The sequence below is a fragment of the Xanthomonas sp. AM6 genome, assembly GCF_025665335.1.
Lineage (GTDB): Bacteria > Pseudomonadota > Gammaproteobacteria > Xanthomonadales > Xanthomonadaceae > Xanthomonas_A.
Map to the genome: position 1 here is coordinate 2,387,656 of NZ_CP106869.1, position 15,667 is coordinate 2,403,322.

Here is a 15,667-nt window from a genome sequence, read left to right on the forward strand (position 1 = left end):
GCCGCTGGCGTCGGAGGCCATTGGATGCCCGCGCGGTATCCGGCAGGTGTCGCCGGCCCCGGGGATTTGTCGGTTTTTCGCGCAATCGCGGCCGTTGATACACAGGCATACAAAAGTCCGCGCCCGGCGCCTGGGCAAGGCGCCGTCGAGCCGACCAAGCGGCGATACCATGGCCCGCAGGGGCCCGTGCGGGCCGCCAGGGCGAACCACACGGAACCGCGGATGAGCACACACACCGACCATATCCTGGTCGTCGACGACGACGGCGACATCCGCCAGCTGCTCGGCGACTACCTGCGCCGCAATGGCCTGCGCGTGACCCAGGCCGCGGACGGACGCGACATGCGCGCCGCGCTGGAGACCAGCGATGTCGACCTGATCGTGCTGGACGTGATGATGCCGGGCGAGGACGGCCTGTCGCTGTGCCGGAACCTGCGCGCCGGCAAGCACCGCGCCGTGCCGGTGGTGATGCTGACCGCGCGCGACGACGAGACCGACCGCATCGTCGGCCTGGAAATGGGCGCCGACGACTACGTGGTCAAACCGTTTTCGTCGCGGGAACTGCTGGCGCGCATCACCGCGGTGCTGCGCCGTGCGCGCATGCTCCCGCCCAACCTGCAGGTCAGCGAGGCCGCGCGCCTGATCCGCTTCGGGCAATGGCGGCTGGACACCACCGCGCGACACCTGCTGGACGAAGCCGGCACCGCGTATCCGCTCAGCGGCGGCGAGTTCCGGCTGCTGCGCGTGTTCATCGACCACCCGCAGCGGGTGCTCAGCCGCGACCAGCTGCTGAACCTGACCCGCGGCCGCGACGCGGAACTGTTCGACCGCTCCATCGACCTGCTGGTCAGCCGCCTGCGCCAGCGCCTGGGCGACGACGCGCGCGAGCAGACCTTCATCAAGACCGTGCGCAGCGAAGGCTACGTGTTCAGCCAACCGGTCGTGCTGCTCGGCGAGGACGCATGAAGCCGACGGCGCGCTGGCGATGGCCGCGCACGCTGGGCGCGCGCCTGCTGCTGATCCTCGCCGCGGGCATGCTGCTGGCGCACGGCCTGTCGTTCGCGCTGCTGTTCCACGAGCGTGCCCTGGCCACGCGCTCGATGATGTTGAGCAACATGGAGGACGACGTCCCGCTCAGCGTCGCGCTGCTGGAACGCCTCACGCCCGACGAGCGGATCCAGTGGCTGCCGCGGCTGGAGCGGCGGACCTACCGCTACCTGCTGCGCCCCGCGCGGCCCGGCACCGCGCTGGCCAGCGACCGCGCCCGGCAGGTCGTGGCGCTGGTCGACGACGCGCTGGCGCACCGCTACGCATTGCGGCCGCGCGCGGTGTCCGCCGCGCCCGAGCGCTACGAAGTCGAACTGACCTTGTCCGATGGCCGGCCGCTGACCATCGAAGTGACGCCCTCGCTGCTGCCGATCGCGCGGTGGTTGCCGTGGGTCCTCGCCGCGCAGGTCGTGGTGCTGCTGGCCTGCGTGTGGCTGGCGGTGCGCCTGGCCACGCGGCCGTTGGTCCGCCTGGCCGAGGCCGCCGACCGGCTGGACGTGGCCGGGCAGGGCGCCGCGATCGCCGAACAGGGACCGCGCGAAGTCGCAACGGCGGCGCGCGCCCTCAACGCACTGCAAGCGCGCGTCGCCGCGCACGTCGGCGAACGCATGCAGATCCTGGCGGCGATCTCCCACGACCTGCAGACGCCGATCACGCGCCTGCGCCTGCGCATCGAGTCGCTCGACGAAACCCCCGCGCACGCACGGCTGCTCGACGACGTCACCAAGCTCGGGCAACTGGTGCGCGAAGGGATCGATTACGCGCGCAGCGCCAACGTCGCGATGGGTGCGCCGGTGCAGCTCGACCTGCCGGCATTCCTCGACAGCGTGGTGGGCGACTACGAAGACACCGGCAGACCGGTCGAACGCCTGCCGGGCGACCGCGCCACGCTGCGGACCCACCCGCAGGTACTGCGCCGCATCGTGCAGAACCTGATCGACAACGCACTGGCCTATGCCGGCAGCGCCCAGGTCGGCCTGGCGGTGGATGCGCAGGGAAGGGCGACCATCGAGGTACTGGACCGCGGCCCCGGCATTCCCGAAGCGTCGATGGCGGCGGTGCTGCAGCCCTTCCACCGGCTGGAACCCTCGCGCGGGCGCGCGAGCGGCGGCACCGGCCTGGGCCTCGCGATCGCCGAGCAGCTGAGCCGGACGCTGGGCGGGCGCTTGCGGCTGAGCAACCGCGTGGGCGGCGGGTTGCGTGCGGCAGTGGAATTGGGCGCGGCAGGGAAGGATGGGGCAGGGAGGACAGCGTAAAGCGGCTCGTACGAGATATTCATCTGGGTAACGAGGGCAAGCTGCCGCGTGCCGATCAAGAAGGATTGCGTCGCTCGGCCATGTAGCGGCCAGGCGAGGTGCCCAGCGCCTTGCGGAACATCGTGACGAAACTGCCGGCGCTTTCGTAGCCCAGGTCGTCGGCGACCTGCTGCACCGAATTCCCCGTGCTCAACCATTTGACGGCGAGCATCAGGTGCAGCTGCTGGCGCCAGCGCCCGAAGCTCATGCCGGTCTGATGCGTGAGCAGCCGCGCCAGGGTGCGCTCGCTCATGCCCACGCGCCGCGCCCAGGTCTGCATCGTGCCGCGCTCGGCCGGCTCGGCGACGATCGCCTCCACGATCCTGCGCAGCCGCACGTCGGTCGGCATCGGCAGGCGCAGCGTGGCAAGCGGCGCTGCCGCCAGTTCGTCCAGCAGCAGGACGACCAGATGCGATTCGGCGCCGCCCTCCGGATAGAGCAGCGGAAGGCGCGCGGAACGGATGACCAGCTCGCGCAACAGCGCCGTGGTGGAGATGGCGCAGCAGGTCGCCGGAAGCGCCGAGGCGGCAACCGGATCGATGAAGGCGACATAGACTTCGATCATGCCGGCGGCGGTGATCTTGTGCAGGACATCGCACGGCACCCACAGCGCGCCCTGCGGAGGCACGATCCAGAGGCTGCCTTCCACTTCGCAGGTGAGCACCCCACGCAGCAACAGCATGAGCTGTCCCTTGCGGTGGCGATGGAAGTCCTTTTCCAACCGGTCCTGCCCCTCGCCGAGGCTGGCCACGTCGATGCCGGTGGTGCCGATGGTCACCACCGGGCGCGGGACCAGGTCAGGATCGGTCCACTCGGCGGGGTCGCTGAGATCGGTCAGGACAGGCACGTCGTCGCCGGCTCCGAAGAGGTTGGCAGGAATTCCGAATATCTTGACACAGTTACCCAATGCCGCCAGCGCCGCGGCTTCCTACGATGCGGGACGGCCGATGGATACCCCGTCAGCCCTTGCCATCGATCGGAGGAAACACCGTGGATTCACTCAGCAGCGGACGCGTCGCGCAGACCTTGCACCACCTGCTCCAGGAAGCGGAGCGCGCCGACAAGGGGCTCATGGACCAGTTCGACGCCGATCACGGCGATCATGCAGAGCAGGTCTTCAGCGGCGCCATCACCGAACTGATGAACGCGGAAAGGCGCGACCTGCGCGGCGTGTACCACGCGTACGCCGAGAACTTCCTCAACGTCACGCCGGCGTATGGCCGATTCCTCTACCAGGTCGCACGCGCGCGCCGGGCCACGCGCATCGTCGAGTTCGGCACATCGATGGGCGTGTCCACCCTCCACCTCGCTGCCGCATTGCGCGACATGGGCGGCGGGCATCTGATCGGCACCGAACTCGAACCCGGCAAGGCGGCCCGCGCCAACGCCAACCTGCAGGCTGCCGGGCTCGCCGACCTGGTCGACATCCGGGTCGGCGACGCGCGCGAAACGCTGGCCGATGTCGGCGGCGAAATCGACCTGGTGCTGCTGGACGGCGCGTTCAGCCTCTATCTGCCGGTGCTCAAGCTGCTCGAACCGCACCTGACGCCGGGCACGCCGATCCTTGCGGAAAACGCCTTCGACCACGACAACGAATACCTGGCCTATGTCCGCGACCCGGCGAACGGCTATCTGTCGCAACCGATCGCGATCGACGAAGGCAGGGGCAACGAACTGACGGTCTTTACCCGATGAGCGCGCAGAACGCCGACGCCGCGATGCCCGGGCCCGGCCGCATAGGCCGCGCCTTCCTCAAGATGTTCATGAAGCAGGCCAGCGTGGCGCAAGCCGAACGCCTCGCCGACAACTTCCGGCTGATCACCCTGGAAAGCCCGGCGTTCCGCGAGCTCCAGTGGCTGCCAGGTCAGAAGATCCAGATCGCAATGGGCTCTGCGCTGGTCGCAAGGACCTACACGCCGATCGACTGGGACGCAGAGGCCGGGAGAACCCGTATCGTCGCGTACGCGCACGGCAGCGGACCCGGCAGCGCCTGGATCGACGGCGCCAAGCCCGGAAACGCATGCGATGTCTTCGGCCCGCGCGCATCGCTCGATCTCGACCGCATCGCCGGTCCCTGCGTCGTTCTCGGCGACGAGACCTCCATCGGGCTGACCTACGCCCTCAGCCGCCGGCCCGGCGGCCGCAACGCCGTGGCGTGCTTGCTGGAAGTGACCGGCGAGGCCGCGGCGCGCGCAGTGCTGGATCGGCTCGACCTGAGTGACGTCGGACTGTTCGGCCGCTGCGCCGACGACCGGCACCTCCAGGACATGGAACGCCGCCTGCCCGCGGTCGCCACGACCGATGCGACCTTCGTCCTGACGGGCAGGGCGGCTTCCATCCAACGCCTGCGCCGGGCGCTGAAAGGCCTGGACATTCCGGCATCGCGCATCGTCACCAAGGCGTACTGGGCAGCCGGCAAGACGGGATTGGACTGAGGTTGGCGAACCAGGGCAAGGCGCACGACGGCTTTCGACCCGAAGCGGACCTCTTCGACGGTGGCGACGCCAACTGGCACGGGCGGAGCCGCCGACGAAGAGGCCGGATGCCGCGCCTCTCGACCGGACCCATCCGCTTGTCGCCACCGTCACCGTCACGGCGGCGCCAATCGGGAAGCAAGAATTTGGCCCCTGCGGTGCGTCCCTGATCTCAACGTTCGCGTCCAATGGCGCGGTCCAGCGACCAGCGGCCGCCACCCTTGAAGGCCATGAACAGTCCGAGGAACATCATCAGGAACGGGAATTCGATGCCGCGATCGATCCAGGGCCACGTTGGACCCAAGGCCACGCAGATCGCGAGCATCTGCACAGCGACCATGGCTGCAATGGCGCGCGTGCCGAAACCGATGGCAAGCAGGGCGCCACCTACGCCTTCGAGCAACGCGACGAACATCGCCAGCACGGGCGCTGCCGGCAGGTGCAGGGCGTTGTCGATCAAATTGATTGAACCGGCCATCGGGTCGGCCATCGAGCCGTGCGACGTTCGCAGCAGCTTGGGCAGGCCATGGGTGATCAGCACGACGCCAAACACGACGCGCAACAGGGCATAGGCCAACGGTTCGACACGCGCAGACAGGCCGTGCAGGAAAGGAAAGATCAGTTGCGAGCCGGCGTCGGCTGGGCTGATGGCGCGGCGCGAGGTAGGAAGCTGCATCGTGTCCTCCAGGAGGCGACGATTGAGGGCCGTCGCGTTGAGGGTAAGGGTGGTGGTGTAGCTGAGGTAGGTGCAGTGGATGCGACGCGTGCCTTCAGGTTGCCGATAGAGGCGCTACGTAGGCTGGACATGAGCGAACAGCGGATGCTTGCGGTGAAGCAACACCACGCCGGCAAAGCGCTTCAGGTCGAGGAGCCGATGTGCCGTCTCCGTCCACTTGCGGCTGCTCGAGTCCTCGATGCGGATGCGACAGCAACGATGGACATGGGATCTCCTTTTAGCGGGTCAGGCTCGGGCGCCGATGCGCAGGGCGCGACGCTGAAGCACGGTGGCGATGCAGGCGGCCGTCGTGCCTATGGCGGCGGCCAGTCCCAGGTCGGCGAATGCGCTCCATGAGGGCGGCTGGTGCGAAGCAAAAAAGGCGACCAGCCCGAGGAAGAAACCGAGCAGGTTGTTGAACACCGGCAGATGCCGCAACGACAGCACCACGACCGACACGGCGAACACCACGACCGTCAGGGTGGCCGAACCGAGGTGGGGCGTGAGCGCGTGCGTCGCTGCGCCGGCAGCGATTCCCAGCCCGAGTCCGATGAACACGCAGGTCAGATTGATCAGCCCCTGGCGAAGATTGACACCCCGCGTGAAGTAGGAGATCCATCCGACGAACATCGCCCAGACCGGAACTTCCAGCACCAGCGCACTGATCGTTGCCGCGACCGTTGCAACGACGGATTCGCCCAGCGTGATCTTGAACTCCGTGGCAACACCGGCGTCATGCGGCACGGGACACCTCCTCGGCTGGCGCAGCGCGATCGCGCGGTGCCAACAGATCGCTAGACGCGCGGCCGATATCTCCCTGCACGGCGATGGCATTGCCGCCGCCGGCGCGGATGCCCTGCGCGACCGCTTCCGCCGCTGAGGCGTAGTCGCCGTGGCTGATGACGACGGCAAAACCATCGGCCGCGAGGCAGGGCACGATCGAATGGCCGATGCCGCGCGAGCCGCCGGCAACGATGGCGACTCGCGCGACAGGGCCGCGGGGGACTGGCTGATGAGTCTGACGGGTGGTGCTGGTCATTTCATGCTCCCGTGGGGCGTCAGGGGGGGAAGGGAAGCGGGGTACGGGCATTGTTCTTGTTGTTGTTGTCCAAATAAATCAGCTTGAATTGGCAAATGAATTCAAAAATTGGCAACAATTAAGGGTGGATCGCTTGCCTTCTTCCGGCTGCTCACTCAGATCATCGAATTGGGCAGTTTTCCGGGCCGCCGGCGCGCGGGAGTGTTCGATCCGCACGATTGGTCATGTTGTTCGGGCTGGCGCCGCCAGGGTCAGCCGAGAAGGCGGAGCGGACGATGTTCGCGTTGCTCGCGGTGATGTTCGTCGTCGCGCGGCCAGGCCGCGGCGGCGCCCGGAGAATGGCCGAAGCCTGTGCTGGGACGCCAGCGCGAAGGAAGCGACAGTGCGATCCCATGCAGTCTGTGGGCTCTCTGTGATTGAATGGCCTCATGCCTTCCCATCCGCCCATTTGGGACGACCTGCGCGTCCTGCTTGCCGTTCATCGCGGCAAAAGTTTCCTGGCCGCAGGCAAAGCCCTGGGTATTGCGACCTCCACCGTCGCGCGCCGACTGCAGGCGCTCGAGCGCGCGTTGGGCCGGCCGCTCATCCAGCGGGGAAGCACGGGCGCCACGATAGACGCGGACGCGCTCGGCTTGATCGCCCTTGCCGAGCATATGGAGCTCGAGCTGGAGGCATCGCGTCGCGCTCCGGATATCAGACGCGTTTCAGGAACGGTTCGCGTGTCTGCGAGCGAGGGCTTCAGTCGTCCGCTCGCCCGCGTGCTTGCACGGGTGCAGCACAAGCATCCGGCGCTCGCGTTCGAGATCTCATCAGAGTCGCGCCTTGCGGATCTGGGTCGGCGCGAAGCCGACATCGCCGTCAGAATCGCGCGTACCACCTCGGCCGCGGTGATCGAGAAATTCGTGGGGCAGGCGAGGGTCGCCGTGTTTGCGGCTCGCAGCTATGTGGAACGGCGATTGCCGGGCGCGCGACTTCCCAGTGGCCTGGCTGCGCAGCATGACTGGATCGCTTTCGATCGCACGCTCGATCGCCTGCCGACGCAGCAGTGGATGAGCGCCTATGGGGCGAGGCGTTTCGTTCTGCGCTCGACATCGCCCACGGCGTTGGAGGAGGCCGTGATCGCGGGGATGGGGCTTGGTGTCCTCGGCGAGGCGCAGGGCGCAGCGCTTGGCCTGGTGCGCATCGAAACCGAAGCGCTGCCGCCGCCGGTGGACGTGTTCCTCGCGTTTCACCGGGAGGTGAAGGGCGTGCCCCGCATCCGGGTGGTGTTGCGCGAGCTCGAGGCCGAGATCCGGTGCGCGTTGGCGTGAACCGAACGCCAGGCGATCAATGCTGGGTTACGGGCGAATCGCGGTGATCGGTCCGGCAAGCTCTGGCGCAGCCGCATGCATCATGTCCGCGAGCATGCGGGGTTCTGCGGCGCCGAGCTTTCCCAGATCGCGGATCATTCGGGTACGGCTCATCGCCCAGAACAATCCGGTCACGACCGCGCGCGGCAGTCGCGCCAGCTGAGCGATGAAACGCGGGCGCAGGTCGTTTCCCAGTGCACGGACGATGCGCATGCCGGCGTCGAACGCATCGGCGTGCTTTCCGGCTTCTCGCCAGGAAATGCCAGCGCCGCGTGCGAACGACCGGACCCCCATGGACATGAGGGGCAGGACCATCGCGGCGTGCGAGCGAAGCCAACTCTGCATGTCGTCCTCGACCAGCGTCGGAATGCCGGCAGCCGTGAACAGGGGAGCCCAGGCAGGGTCGCTGACCGTCGTGCCACGGCGAATCTGCGGCGCGATGCGGCCGGCTCTGATCAGCGTGAATACGCCGCGGGGGAATCCGAAAGCGAAGCGCTCGGCACCAACGGTCTCACGCAGCGGATCGATCGCCTCGAACGTGTTGAACATGAACATCACCTTGCGCGCTCGGGAATGCTTGAGCGACGGCAGGACGGCCGCCACCTGGGGCGCCAGCACCGTGACGAGGACAAGGTCGAACTCGATGGCAGCGTCGAGTTCAGTGGCGACCGCGACTGCGCAACGCTCGCCGGTGTCAAGGACGATGGCGCGGTCCTGCGAAATCTGGTCGAGGCGCGCGCCGCGCGCGACCACGGTGACATCGTGGCCCACCTTGGACAGTTGGAAGGCGAAGGTGCTGCCAATGGCGCCTGGCCCGACGATTGCGATTTTCATGGCGCACAGACTGCATCGGGACGCGAAGGCGCACAATGCACACGCATGGAAAGCGGCTTTGCCCCTGTGCAAAGCGCAACCGGTCCGAGCTCGGAGCCTGCGAGCGAAGGCCGTGGCGACATGGACGAGGTACCGACAGGATTGCGCAGGGTTGGCGGTTCCGCCGGGGCATGCCTTTTCGTAGGTCCTCCCCGGCGCCCAATGCGAGCTAACGGACCCGCACGAACTGCGCGCTCACCCGTCCTCCGTCCGGGCGAGTGAACGTTTCGTCCATCCGATCACCCTCGACCGTCAGCTGCAGGTCCCGCCTGGTTCGCACGGCGCCCACCCAGTTGGGAAACGTGGCACCCTCGACGCGGTTGCCGGCGAAACGACCGTGCTCGTCCACCGTGTACGTACCGAAGAACCCGATGCTGGACGCCATGGCGCGCCTGTTCTCATCGTCGGTGCCACCGCCCCGGGCGTTCGACGCGAAGCGTGGGGTGTCGCCATCGGTCAGTACCTCGATGAAGTGCATGTCGCCAGTGAAGACGAGCATGCCTTGGGGATTCTCACCATAGGGCCGCTGGGTCTTGCCATCGCTCTCCAACGTGGCAGCAACCATGCGCCACGTGCCGACGACCTGGTTGGGTTCCGCAGGGGAGGGCATAGGCTCACGGGCTCCGACGGCGATGGGGGCCGCAAGCAAAAGCACGAGCGCACACTTCATGTTCATACCTTGTCCGCCGTCAGCGTCAGCGACTTCTGCGCCACCAGATCGTCCAGACGGGCGGTCAATGCGCGATGGATGTTCTCGAACGCGGTGCTGCCCAGCGCGATCCGGCGCCGCGGCTGCGCCGAATCCGCCACCTGGATCATCGCATCGACCGTACGCTCGGCGTCGCCCTTGATCTCGAATGCGCCGCTGGATACGGCGCGGCGCACGTCGCCGGCCGGCGTCGCGTCGTAGACCTTCATTGGAGTCGCGTGATCCAGGCCACGGGCGAACCCGGTCGCGGTCGGCCCCGGCTCGGCGATGACGACGTCGATGCCGAACGGCGTCACCTCCTGGGCGACCGCATCGAGAAAACCCTCGATGCCCCATTTGGTCGCGTGGTAGAGACTGAAGTTGGGATAGGCCACCTGTCCGCCCTCGGACGAGACCTGCACGATCCGGCCGCCACCCTGCGCGCGCAGATGGGGAAGCGAGGCGCGCACCAGTTGGATCGACGCGGTCAGATTGGTGGCGATCTGGCGTTCGATCTGCGCATCGGTGAGCTCCTCTGCGGCGCCAAACAGTCCGTAACCGGCGTTGCTGACCACCGTATCGATCCGGCCAAACGCAGCGAAGGCGGCATCCACTTCCTGCCGCAGCGCGGCCGTGTCGGCAAGGTCGAAGCACGCGACGCGCAGCCTGTCGCCCACCGATCGCTGGAGCGCCTCGAACGGCGTCGCCCGTCGCCCGCATGCCACCACCCGGTCGCCCCGCGCCAGCAGCTTCGTGGCCATGACCAGCCCAAGGCCGGACGACGCGCCTGTGATCAACCATGTCTTCATCGGGAGCTTCCTGTAGGGGTTTGCATACAAGGTAAGGACCCGGACGGCGTATGATAAGTCGCGCCAGTACGAACAAGCTGGTGATAAAAATTCACCAATGACGGATGTGAGCCTCTCCGATCTGAAAGCATTCGCCCTTGTGGCGCGACACCGCGGCTTCCAGAAGGCCGCCGACGCGCTTGGCGTATCGCGTTCGTCCCTCAGCCATTCCCTGAAGGGGCTCGAGCGCCGACTCGGCGTCCGCCTTCTGCATCGGACCACCCGCAGCGTTGCGGTGACGGAGGACGGCGAGCAGCTGTTGCAGCGCCTGGTCCCCTTGTTGCGGGAACTGGACGACCTGCTGGATGCAGTCAGCCATGGCCAGAACGAACTGGTCGGCACACTACGCATCAACGCCAACAGGGGCGGTGCACGCTGGTTACTCAGGCACGCCGTCCCGATATTCCACCAGCGTAATCCGCGCGTCGTACTGGATCTCGTCGCCGAAGGGCAACTGGTGGACATCGTGGGCGAAGGTTTCGATGCCGGCGTGCGCCTAGCCGAATCGGTACCGAAGGATATGGTGTCCGTACCGTTCGGCAGTGACATCCGTTTCGTTGCGGTGGCTGCGCCGGGTTACGTCGAGGCGTTCGGAGCGCCCGCGACGCCGGCCGACCTGATGTCCCATCGCTGCATTCGCCAGCGGCTCCCCAGCGGCAAGCGCTATCGATGGGAGTTCGAGAAGGGCACCCAGCAACTCGCTCTGGATGTGCCCGGCGTGCTGAGCCTGGACGACAACGACCTGATGGTCGAGGCGGCGTCCGATGGCCTGGGCGTAGCGTTCGTCCCGGAATCCTTCGCTCGGCCAGCCCTGGATAGCGGCGCGCTGGTCCTGCTGCTGGAAGACTGGACCCCGGCGTCACCTGGCCTGTGCCTCTACTACGCCAGCTATCGCCACGTGCCTGCGCCGCTGAAGGCATTCATTGCGGTCGTTCGTGAGGCGACGCGGAGCCGCGACTTGCGCGGATCACCGAAAGCGTCCAGCTGAGCTAGGCGGGATCCATTGCGACTGGCGGCCCGGCCATCCGGAGCGCCGAGCGCGACATGCAGGCGCCGGCGGCTCCCGGTTCTGGGTGGCGCGTCGATCGGCGGTGTCCATTGGCGGCAACGAAGCGTGCTCCCCGGCCCCAGGCCAGCATCGTTCCCAATGGGATCGCGTTGCCGGCGAGCTGTTGGACGTCACCGCGCCATTCTTCGGGAATCGCAATGTTGGCGCGATCGGATTTGCCGACTTCGCGCATCTGCCTATAGTCGCGCCATGGAAGGGCCAGACACGTTCTCAATCCATCAGGACATCCTGACAGACCCCGGTCTGCCGTTTGCCCGGCTTTTGGCGCGCGCGGGCGTCGAACCGTCAAACAGATGGACGACGAAGGACTTCTTCCGCATCTGGGAAGCCGCAGACCGAGAGTTCGACGACCGGTCCATGGGTCTGAGCTTTGGAGCGAACGGGATGAGTTCCGGCTATGGCATAGCGTCGTTGGTCGCCCTGCATGCCCCGGACTTCAGTGGCGCGCTCGCCGCCCTGTCTCGCTACAAGCGCCTGACGTGCCCGGAGCTTGTCGAGGTGGACGTCACGGGGAGCGAGGCGATCGTTCGCTACCGCTGGCTGCAAGCTACGAGCGAAGTGCCACGACTGCTCGTCGACATGACGATGGCCTCGTTGTTCCAGCTGGCCAAAGTCGGGACGGGCTCGAAGGTGAAACCGATCAGGCTCGAACTCTCGCGCCCAAGCAAAGATCGCGAAATGCTCCAGAACCACTTCGGTTGTCCCGTGGTTTTCGGGGCGATGTCCGACGCCATGGTCTTCGAGAGATCCGCGCTCGATGCAGCGTTCGTCACCGCGAATGGAGGCGCGTTCGCTCGCCTCGTGAGGGATCTCGATGGGGAGTTGGCCAGCGGGGCGGGGTATCCAGCACCGATCGCGGAGTTGCGGGTGACCATCGCTCGCCAGCTCAGCGAAGGCCGCCAGGCAAGCGTTGCTGCAGTCGCAGGCCGACTCAATGTCAGCAAGCGCACGCTTCAGCGTCGCCTGGATGGGCACAAGACCAGCTTCCAGCAGCAGCTTGCCGACGTGAGGCGGACGATCGCCAGGCGCCTGCTCGCAAATACCAAGTTCGATACCGTCGCCATTGCCATGGCGCTGGGCTTCGTCGAGCCGAATTCATTCACGCGCGCGTTTCGCTCCTGGGAAGAACAGACGCCGCTTCATTGGCGTCAACAGAACGAAGGCGCGCGCAAGCGCCAAAAGACAAGGAACCGCCCGTGAAACATTCGCATGTGCTTGTTACCGGGGGCTCCGGTTTCATTGCCGGCCATTGCATTCTTGAGCTCCTTGGGCAGGGATACTCCGTACGTACTACGGTGAGATCCCCCGACAAGGAGGCGGCCGTGCGGTCGGCGCTCGAGGACGCCGGCATGGCGCACTCGGATAGGCTGAGTTTCACTGCAGCGAACCTCGCCGATGATGCAGGCTGGACGGAAGCAGCGTCCGATGTCGAATTCGTGTTGCACGTGGCTTCTCCGGTGCAGCCCGGATACGTGCGAAGCGAGAGCGAGCTGATCGCTCCCGCACGGGAGGGTACATTGCGCGTGCTGCGTGCCGCGCGGGACGCGGGAGTAAGACGGGTCGTGCTGACCTCGGCATTTCATGCCGTAGGTTGGGGCCACCCCCGCCGCAACCATGCTTTCACCGAGAGCGACTGGACCAACATCGACGGTCCGGGTGTGGATGCGTATGGAAAGAGCAAGACGCTTGCAGAACGAGCGGCCTGGGACTTCGTGTCCAGCGGCGCTGGAGCCATGGCGTTGACGACAATGCTGCCGGTCGCGGTGATGGGGCCGGTCCTCGGCAAGGAGATTACCGGCTCGAATCACTTGATTCAGCTCATGCTCGCTGGGCGGATGCGCGCCCTGCCTGATCTCCATGTGCCCATTGTGGACGTCCGGGACGTGGCCAAGGCACACGTCCAGGCCATGACCAACCTGCGCGCTGCCGGCGAGCGGTTTCTGCTGTCGAGCGGCCGCGCCCTCTCCATGACGGAGATCGCAACCATCCTCAAAACCGAGTTCGGCGGTGCGGCCGGGAAAGTTCCCACCCGGTTGGCGCCGAGCCTGGCGCTGAGGATCGCTTCCTTCTTCAATCCGGTCGTTCGCGGCATCCTTCCCGATCTCGGTTACGCAAAGAAGGTGTCTCATGAGAAGGCGACAGGCCTGCTCAACTGGATCCCGCGCGACTCGACCGAAGCACTCGTTGCTGCGGCTGAAAGCATGATACGGAAGGGACTGATCGATGCGTGATCTTCGACGACGCGCTTCGATCAGAGATCGAAGGGCTACTCACCCCTCTCGACTTCCACCGGCTTGTCGGCCGACACAGGCGCTCCGAGTGATCGTGGCTTCAGGAGTGGCGTCAGTCGATCAGGGCGACCGCCGATCCTGCGCAGATGCGGATAGCGCGGGCCTCCGTCATAGTCGATCTCCAGGTCGGATCGACAGGCGTCGGTGTTCACCCGCAAAGCGATGGGTGTACCAGCGCTTCTCTCGATCGCGCTCAGCAGCGCCTCGCGAGAGAACGCTTCGCCATCGATCGCCTCCAGCACCGCCCCCGGAGCGATACCCGCACGGTAGGCCGGGCTGTCCCACATGACCGACTGCACCCGTCCCCGCGTGTCGACCACCATGCCAATGGAGTGACGCACGTCGTAGCCCCCCATCTCCGCTTCGTATTGCAGAAAGGTGGGTGTGGGCTTGCGGTCATAGACAAGCTCCCAGCCCGCACGTTCCAGCCCTCTCAGTACCAGCGGCATGTGCGTATCCAGTCGCTCGTCAAGTTGCCTTGACCAGTCAATGGGTAGAAGTCCGTGCAAGGCAGTGCAGAGATCATCGAACGTATAGGTATGAGGACCAGGCCCCATGTCGGCGGAATAGAACGCCGCGGCCAGGTCGTCCAGACCATACCGGCCATCGGAGCCCTCGCGAAGCATCATGTCGATCTCCAGCCAGAGCAGGACTCCCTCGGTGTAGTAGTCCTTGCGACGCTGCCATTCCGGCCATGCCGCATAACGGCTTGACAGGTAGACCGGGTCGTTCGTGGTGTCTCGCAGCGTCTTCCACGCTCGGCCGTTCATCGCCTGGGTGTTGGCCGCATCCAAGGCAAGTTTGTCCAGGGTCTCCTGGTGGTTGCGCAGGCCGCTTCTGGCCGCAAGCACTCGTCCCCAGAACTCGGTCTGACCTTCGTAGATCCATAGCATTCCGTTGCGTATCGGGGTGTTCGGCGTGGGAGTCCATTGTCCAGTCGGCGCGCGGAAGCGCCCATTCCATGCGTGCACGTGCTCGTGGACGATCAGGTCGAGGTTGTTGAGCTGGCTGGAGCGATCGCGGAAGTAATCTGCAGGCAGATAGATCTCCGCAGAGTCGGCATGCTCGACGCCTCCAGCAGGGAATGCGTCACTCAGCACCACCATGGCCTCAAACCGTTCGTAGGGTGCCCGACCGAATACCGCATGGGTTTCCTCCACCATGCGCCGCATGCCGGTCGCATCTCGATCCGAGAGCTGGGGTGCTTCTTCGCTGTCGGACAGAAGGCTTAGCCGGAAGGCCGGCTGTCCAGGCAGGCCCAAGTCGTGAGCGCGGATGTATCTCGCGGCTATCACCGGGGCGTCCAGCAACGCATCCAGCGTAGTGCCACCGAACCGCACCGATTCACCCGAGGTCGCTTCGGCATGCAAGGAAGAAACAGCGTGCAGGCCGCGCGGGAGACGGACACCCGCCTGGATGGGGAGGTTTCTCGCGTACCAGCCGGCAGGGTAGAGCAGCAGCCTTTGCCATTGCACCGTGACCAGGTCCGGACGCAGCAACGCTTCGCCCGCCCGTACCACGTACTGGAACTCGACCGTGATGTCATTGGCGCCTTCAGGGACATCGACATGGAAGGCATGCATCTCGAGCTCATCTCTGCGCCACTCCAGGCGCTGCTGGCCGGCGAACACCACCAGTCCCGCCAGACTTGCCGCAGAGATGGTGGGCGCGTGGCTGGACGCTTCCCACTCCGGATACAGCAAAGTCATCGTGCCCGGCGCCTGCACGGGGATGGTTTCCCGGACGTGGAACACCCGGCGAACGACATCGCGAGCGTCGACCTCGAGCCGTATCGTGCCGTCGAACCTCCGGTCTTGCGGTGCCGCAACGGTCGGCTGCTGCAGAGCCTGCTGCGCATGACAGTTGGCCGAGGCCGGCACTCCCAACGCGGCCACCGCGCCAAGGAACTGAACCAGCCAGCTCAAGAGGACGCCATGACCTTGTTTGCTCGCCACACAATGCCTTCTGTTGCCGCACCG

Annotated in this window: 16 protein-coding genes; 8 read left to right on the plus strand and 8 right to left on the minus strand. The window is 66.3% G+C overall.

Annotation, left to right across the window (positions count from 1 at the left end):
- The first annotated feature begins 222 nt into the window (after positions 1-222).
- Entirely contained in the window at positions 223-966 is a 744-nt protein-coding gene (locus OCJ37_RS10005) for a response regulator (RefSeq protein WP_263113478.1), read from the plus strand.
- The gene (locus OCJ37_RS10010; protein ID WP_263113479.1) at positions 963-2,303 is read left to right on the plus strand and encodes a sensor histidine kinase; all 1,341 of its coding nucleotides are present in this window, start codon (positions 963-965) and stop codon (positions 2,301-2,303) included. The genes OCJ37_RS10005 and OCJ37_RS10010 overlap by 4 nt, the downstream gene beginning before the upstream one ends.
- A 55-nt stretch (positions 2,304-2,358) precedes the next feature.
- Here OCJ37_RS10010 and OCJ37_RS10015 read toward each other — a convergent pair whose 3' ends face one another.
- Positions 2,359-3,189, minus strand: a complete 831-nt coding sequence (locus OCJ37_RS10015) for an AraC family transcriptional regulator (RefSeq protein WP_263113480.1) — start codon at positions 3,187-3,189, stop codon at positions 2,359-2,361.
- Positions 3,190-3,332: 143 nt separating this feature from the next.
- Between OCJ37_RS10015 and OCJ37_RS10020 the strand changes: the two genes are divergently transcribed.
- Both OCJ37_RS10020 and OCJ37_RS10025 read left to right on the plus strand, forming a co-directional pair.
- Positions 3,333-4,037, plus strand: a complete 705-nt coding sequence (locus tag OCJ37_RS10020; RefSeq protein WP_263113481.1) for an O-methyltransferase — start codon at positions 3,333-3,335, stop codon at positions 4,035-4,037.
- Positions 4,034-4,777 carry a siderophore-interacting protein gene (locus tag OCJ37_RS10025; protein ID WP_263113482.1) on the plus strand — a complete coding sequence of 248 codons (744 nt, stop codon included), beginning with the start codon at positions 4,034-4,036 and terminating at the stop codon, positions 4,775-4,777. Before OCJ37_RS10020 ends, OCJ37_RS10025 begins: the two co-directional genes overlap by 4 nt.
- Positions 4,778-4,988: 211 nt before the next feature.
- Here the strand turns inward: OCJ37_RS10025 and OCJ37_RS10030 are convergent, their stop codons facing one another.
- From OCJ37_RS10030 to OCJ37_RS10040, 3 genes are all read right to left on the minus strand, one after another.
- Complete coding sequence (locus OCJ37_RS10030; protein ID WP_263113483.1) at positions 4,989-5,492, minus strand: DoxX family protein; 504 nt, start codon at positions 5,490-5,492, stop codon at positions 4,989-4,991.
- Positions 5,493-5,777: 285 nt separating this feature from the next.
- The gene (locus OCJ37_RS10035) at positions 5,778-6,275 is read right to left on the minus strand and encodes a DUF1097 domain-containing protein (RefSeq protein WP_263113484.1); all 498 of its coding nucleotides are present in this window, start codon (positions 6,273-6,275) and stop codon (positions 5,778-5,780) included.
- Positions 6,265-6,570, minus strand: a complete 306-nt coding sequence (locus OCJ37_RS10040) for an SDR family NAD(P)-dependent oxidoreductase (protein ID WP_263113485.1) — start codon at positions 6,568-6,570, stop codon at positions 6,265-6,267. The genes OCJ37_RS10035 and OCJ37_RS10040 overlap by 11 nt, the downstream gene beginning before the upstream one ends.
- A 428-nt stretch (positions 6,571-6,998) precedes the next feature.
- Between OCJ37_RS10040 and OCJ37_RS10045 the strand changes: the two genes are divergently transcribed.
- On the plus strand, positions 6,999-7,880 hold the full coding sequence (locus tag OCJ37_RS10045) for a LysR family transcriptional regulator (protein ID WP_263113486.1): 882 nt from the start codon (positions 6,999-7,001) through the stop codon (positions 7,878-7,880).
- A gap of 27 nt (positions 7,881-7,907) precedes the next feature.
- On the opposite strand, the gene OCJ37_RS10050 is transcribed toward OCJ37_RS10045, so the two are convergent.
- The 3 genes from OCJ37_RS10050 to OCJ37_RS10060 all read right to left on the minus strand — a co-directional run bounded on the left by OCJ37_RS10050 (position 7,908) and on the right by OCJ37_RS10060 (position 10,289).
- Positions 7,908-8,753: a ketopantoate reductase family protein gene (locus OCJ37_RS10050; RefSeq protein WP_263113487.1), complete on the minus strand. Its 846-nt coding sequence runs from the start codon at positions 8,751-8,753 to the stop codon at positions 7,908-7,910.
- 208 nt (positions 8,754-8,961) lie between these two features.
- Positions 8,962-9,462: a lipocalin-like domain-containing protein gene (locus OCJ37_RS10055; protein WP_263113488.1), complete on the minus strand. Its 501-nt coding sequence runs from the start codon at positions 9,460-9,462 to the stop codon at positions 8,962-8,964.
- A 2-nt stretch (positions 9,463-9,464) separates the two neighbouring features.
- A complete protein-coding gene (locus tag OCJ37_RS10060; RefSeq protein ID WP_263113489.1) occupies positions 9,465-10,289 on the minus strand; it encodes an SDR family oxidoreductase in 825 nt (274 codons plus the stop codon).
- A gap of 97 nt (positions 10,290-10,386) precedes the next feature.
- Here OCJ37_RS10060 and OCJ37_RS10065 point away from each other — a divergent pair, with 97 nt between their 5' ends.
- The 3 genes from OCJ37_RS10065 to OCJ37_RS10075 all read left to right on the plus strand — a co-directional run bounded on the left by OCJ37_RS10065 (position 10,387) and on the right by OCJ37_RS10075 (position 13,628).
- Positions 10,387-11,316: a LysR family transcriptional regulator gene (locus OCJ37_RS10065; RefSeq protein WP_263113490.1), complete on the plus strand. Its 930-nt coding sequence runs from the start codon at positions 10,387-10,389 to the stop codon at positions 11,314-11,316.
- A 270-nt stretch (positions 11,317-11,586) separates the two neighbouring features.
- Positions 11,587-12,597, plus strand: a complete 1,011-nt coding sequence (locus OCJ37_RS10070) for an AraC family transcriptional regulator (protein WP_263113491.1) — start codon at positions 11,587-11,589, stop codon at positions 12,595-12,597.
- Positions 12,594-13,628, plus strand: a complete 1,035-nt coding sequence (locus OCJ37_RS10075) for an SDR family oxidoreductase (protein WP_263113492.1) — start codon at positions 12,594-12,596, stop codon at positions 13,626-13,628. Before OCJ37_RS10070 ends, OCJ37_RS10075 begins: the two co-directional genes overlap by 4 nt.
- A 35-nt stretch (positions 13,629-13,663) precedes the next feature.
- Here the strand turns inward: OCJ37_RS10075 and OCJ37_RS10080 are convergent, their stop codons facing one another.
- Positions 13,664-15,643, minus strand: a complete 1,980-nt coding sequence (locus OCJ37_RS10080; protein WP_263113493.1) for a M61 family metallopeptidase — start codon at positions 15,641-15,643, stop codon at positions 13,664-13,666.
- Positions 15,644-15,667 lie beyond the last annotated feature (24 nt).

Excerpts from the sequence above, each read along its gene's own strand:
- OCJ37_RS10005 (WP_263113478.1), top strand. The coding sequence starts at position 223 with ATGAGCACACACACCGACCATATCCTGGTCGTCGACGACGACGGCGAC.
- OCJ37_RS10010 (WP_263113479.1), top strand. The coding sequence starts at position 963 with ATGAAGCCGACGGCGCGCTGGCGATGGCCGCGCACGCTGGGCGCGCGC.
- OCJ37_RS10025 (WP_263113482.1), top strand. The coding sequence starts at position 4,034 with ATGAGCGCGCAGAACGCCGACGCCGCGATGCCCGGGCCCGGCCGCATA.
- OCJ37_RS10030 (WP_263113483.1), bottom strand. The coding sequence starts at position 5,492 with ATGCAGCTTCCTACCTCGCGCCGCGCCATCAGCCCAGCCGACGCCGGC.
- OCJ37_RS10040 (WP_263113485.1), bottom strand. The coding sequence starts at position 6,570 with ATGACCAGCACCACCCGTCAGACTCATCAGCCAGTCCCCCGCGGCCCT.
- OCJ37_RS10045 (WP_263113486.1), top strand. The coding sequence starts at position 6,999 with ATGCCTTCCCATCCGCCCATTTGGGACGACCTGCGCGTCCTGCTTGCC.
- OCJ37_RS10050 (WP_263113487.1), bottom strand. The coding sequence starts at position 8,753 with ATGAAAATCGCAATCGTCGGGCCAGGCGCCATTGGCAGCACCTTCGCC.
- OCJ37_RS10055 (WP_263113488.1), bottom strand. The coding sequence starts at position 9,462 with ATGAAGTGTGCGCTCGTGCTTTTGCTTGCGGCCCCCATCGCCGTCGGA.
- OCJ37_RS10060 (WP_263113489.1), bottom strand. The coding sequence starts at position 10,289 with ATGAAGACATGGTTGATCACAGGCGCGTCGTCCGGCCTTGGGCTGGTC.
- OCJ37_RS10065 (WP_263113490.1), top strand. The coding sequence starts at position 10,387 with ATGACGGATGTGAGCCTCTCCGATCTGAAAGCATTCGCCCTTGTGGCG.
- OCJ37_RS10070 (WP_263113491.1), top strand. The coding sequence starts at position 11,587 with ATGGAAGGGCCAGACACGTTCTCAATCCATCAGGACATCCTGACAGAC.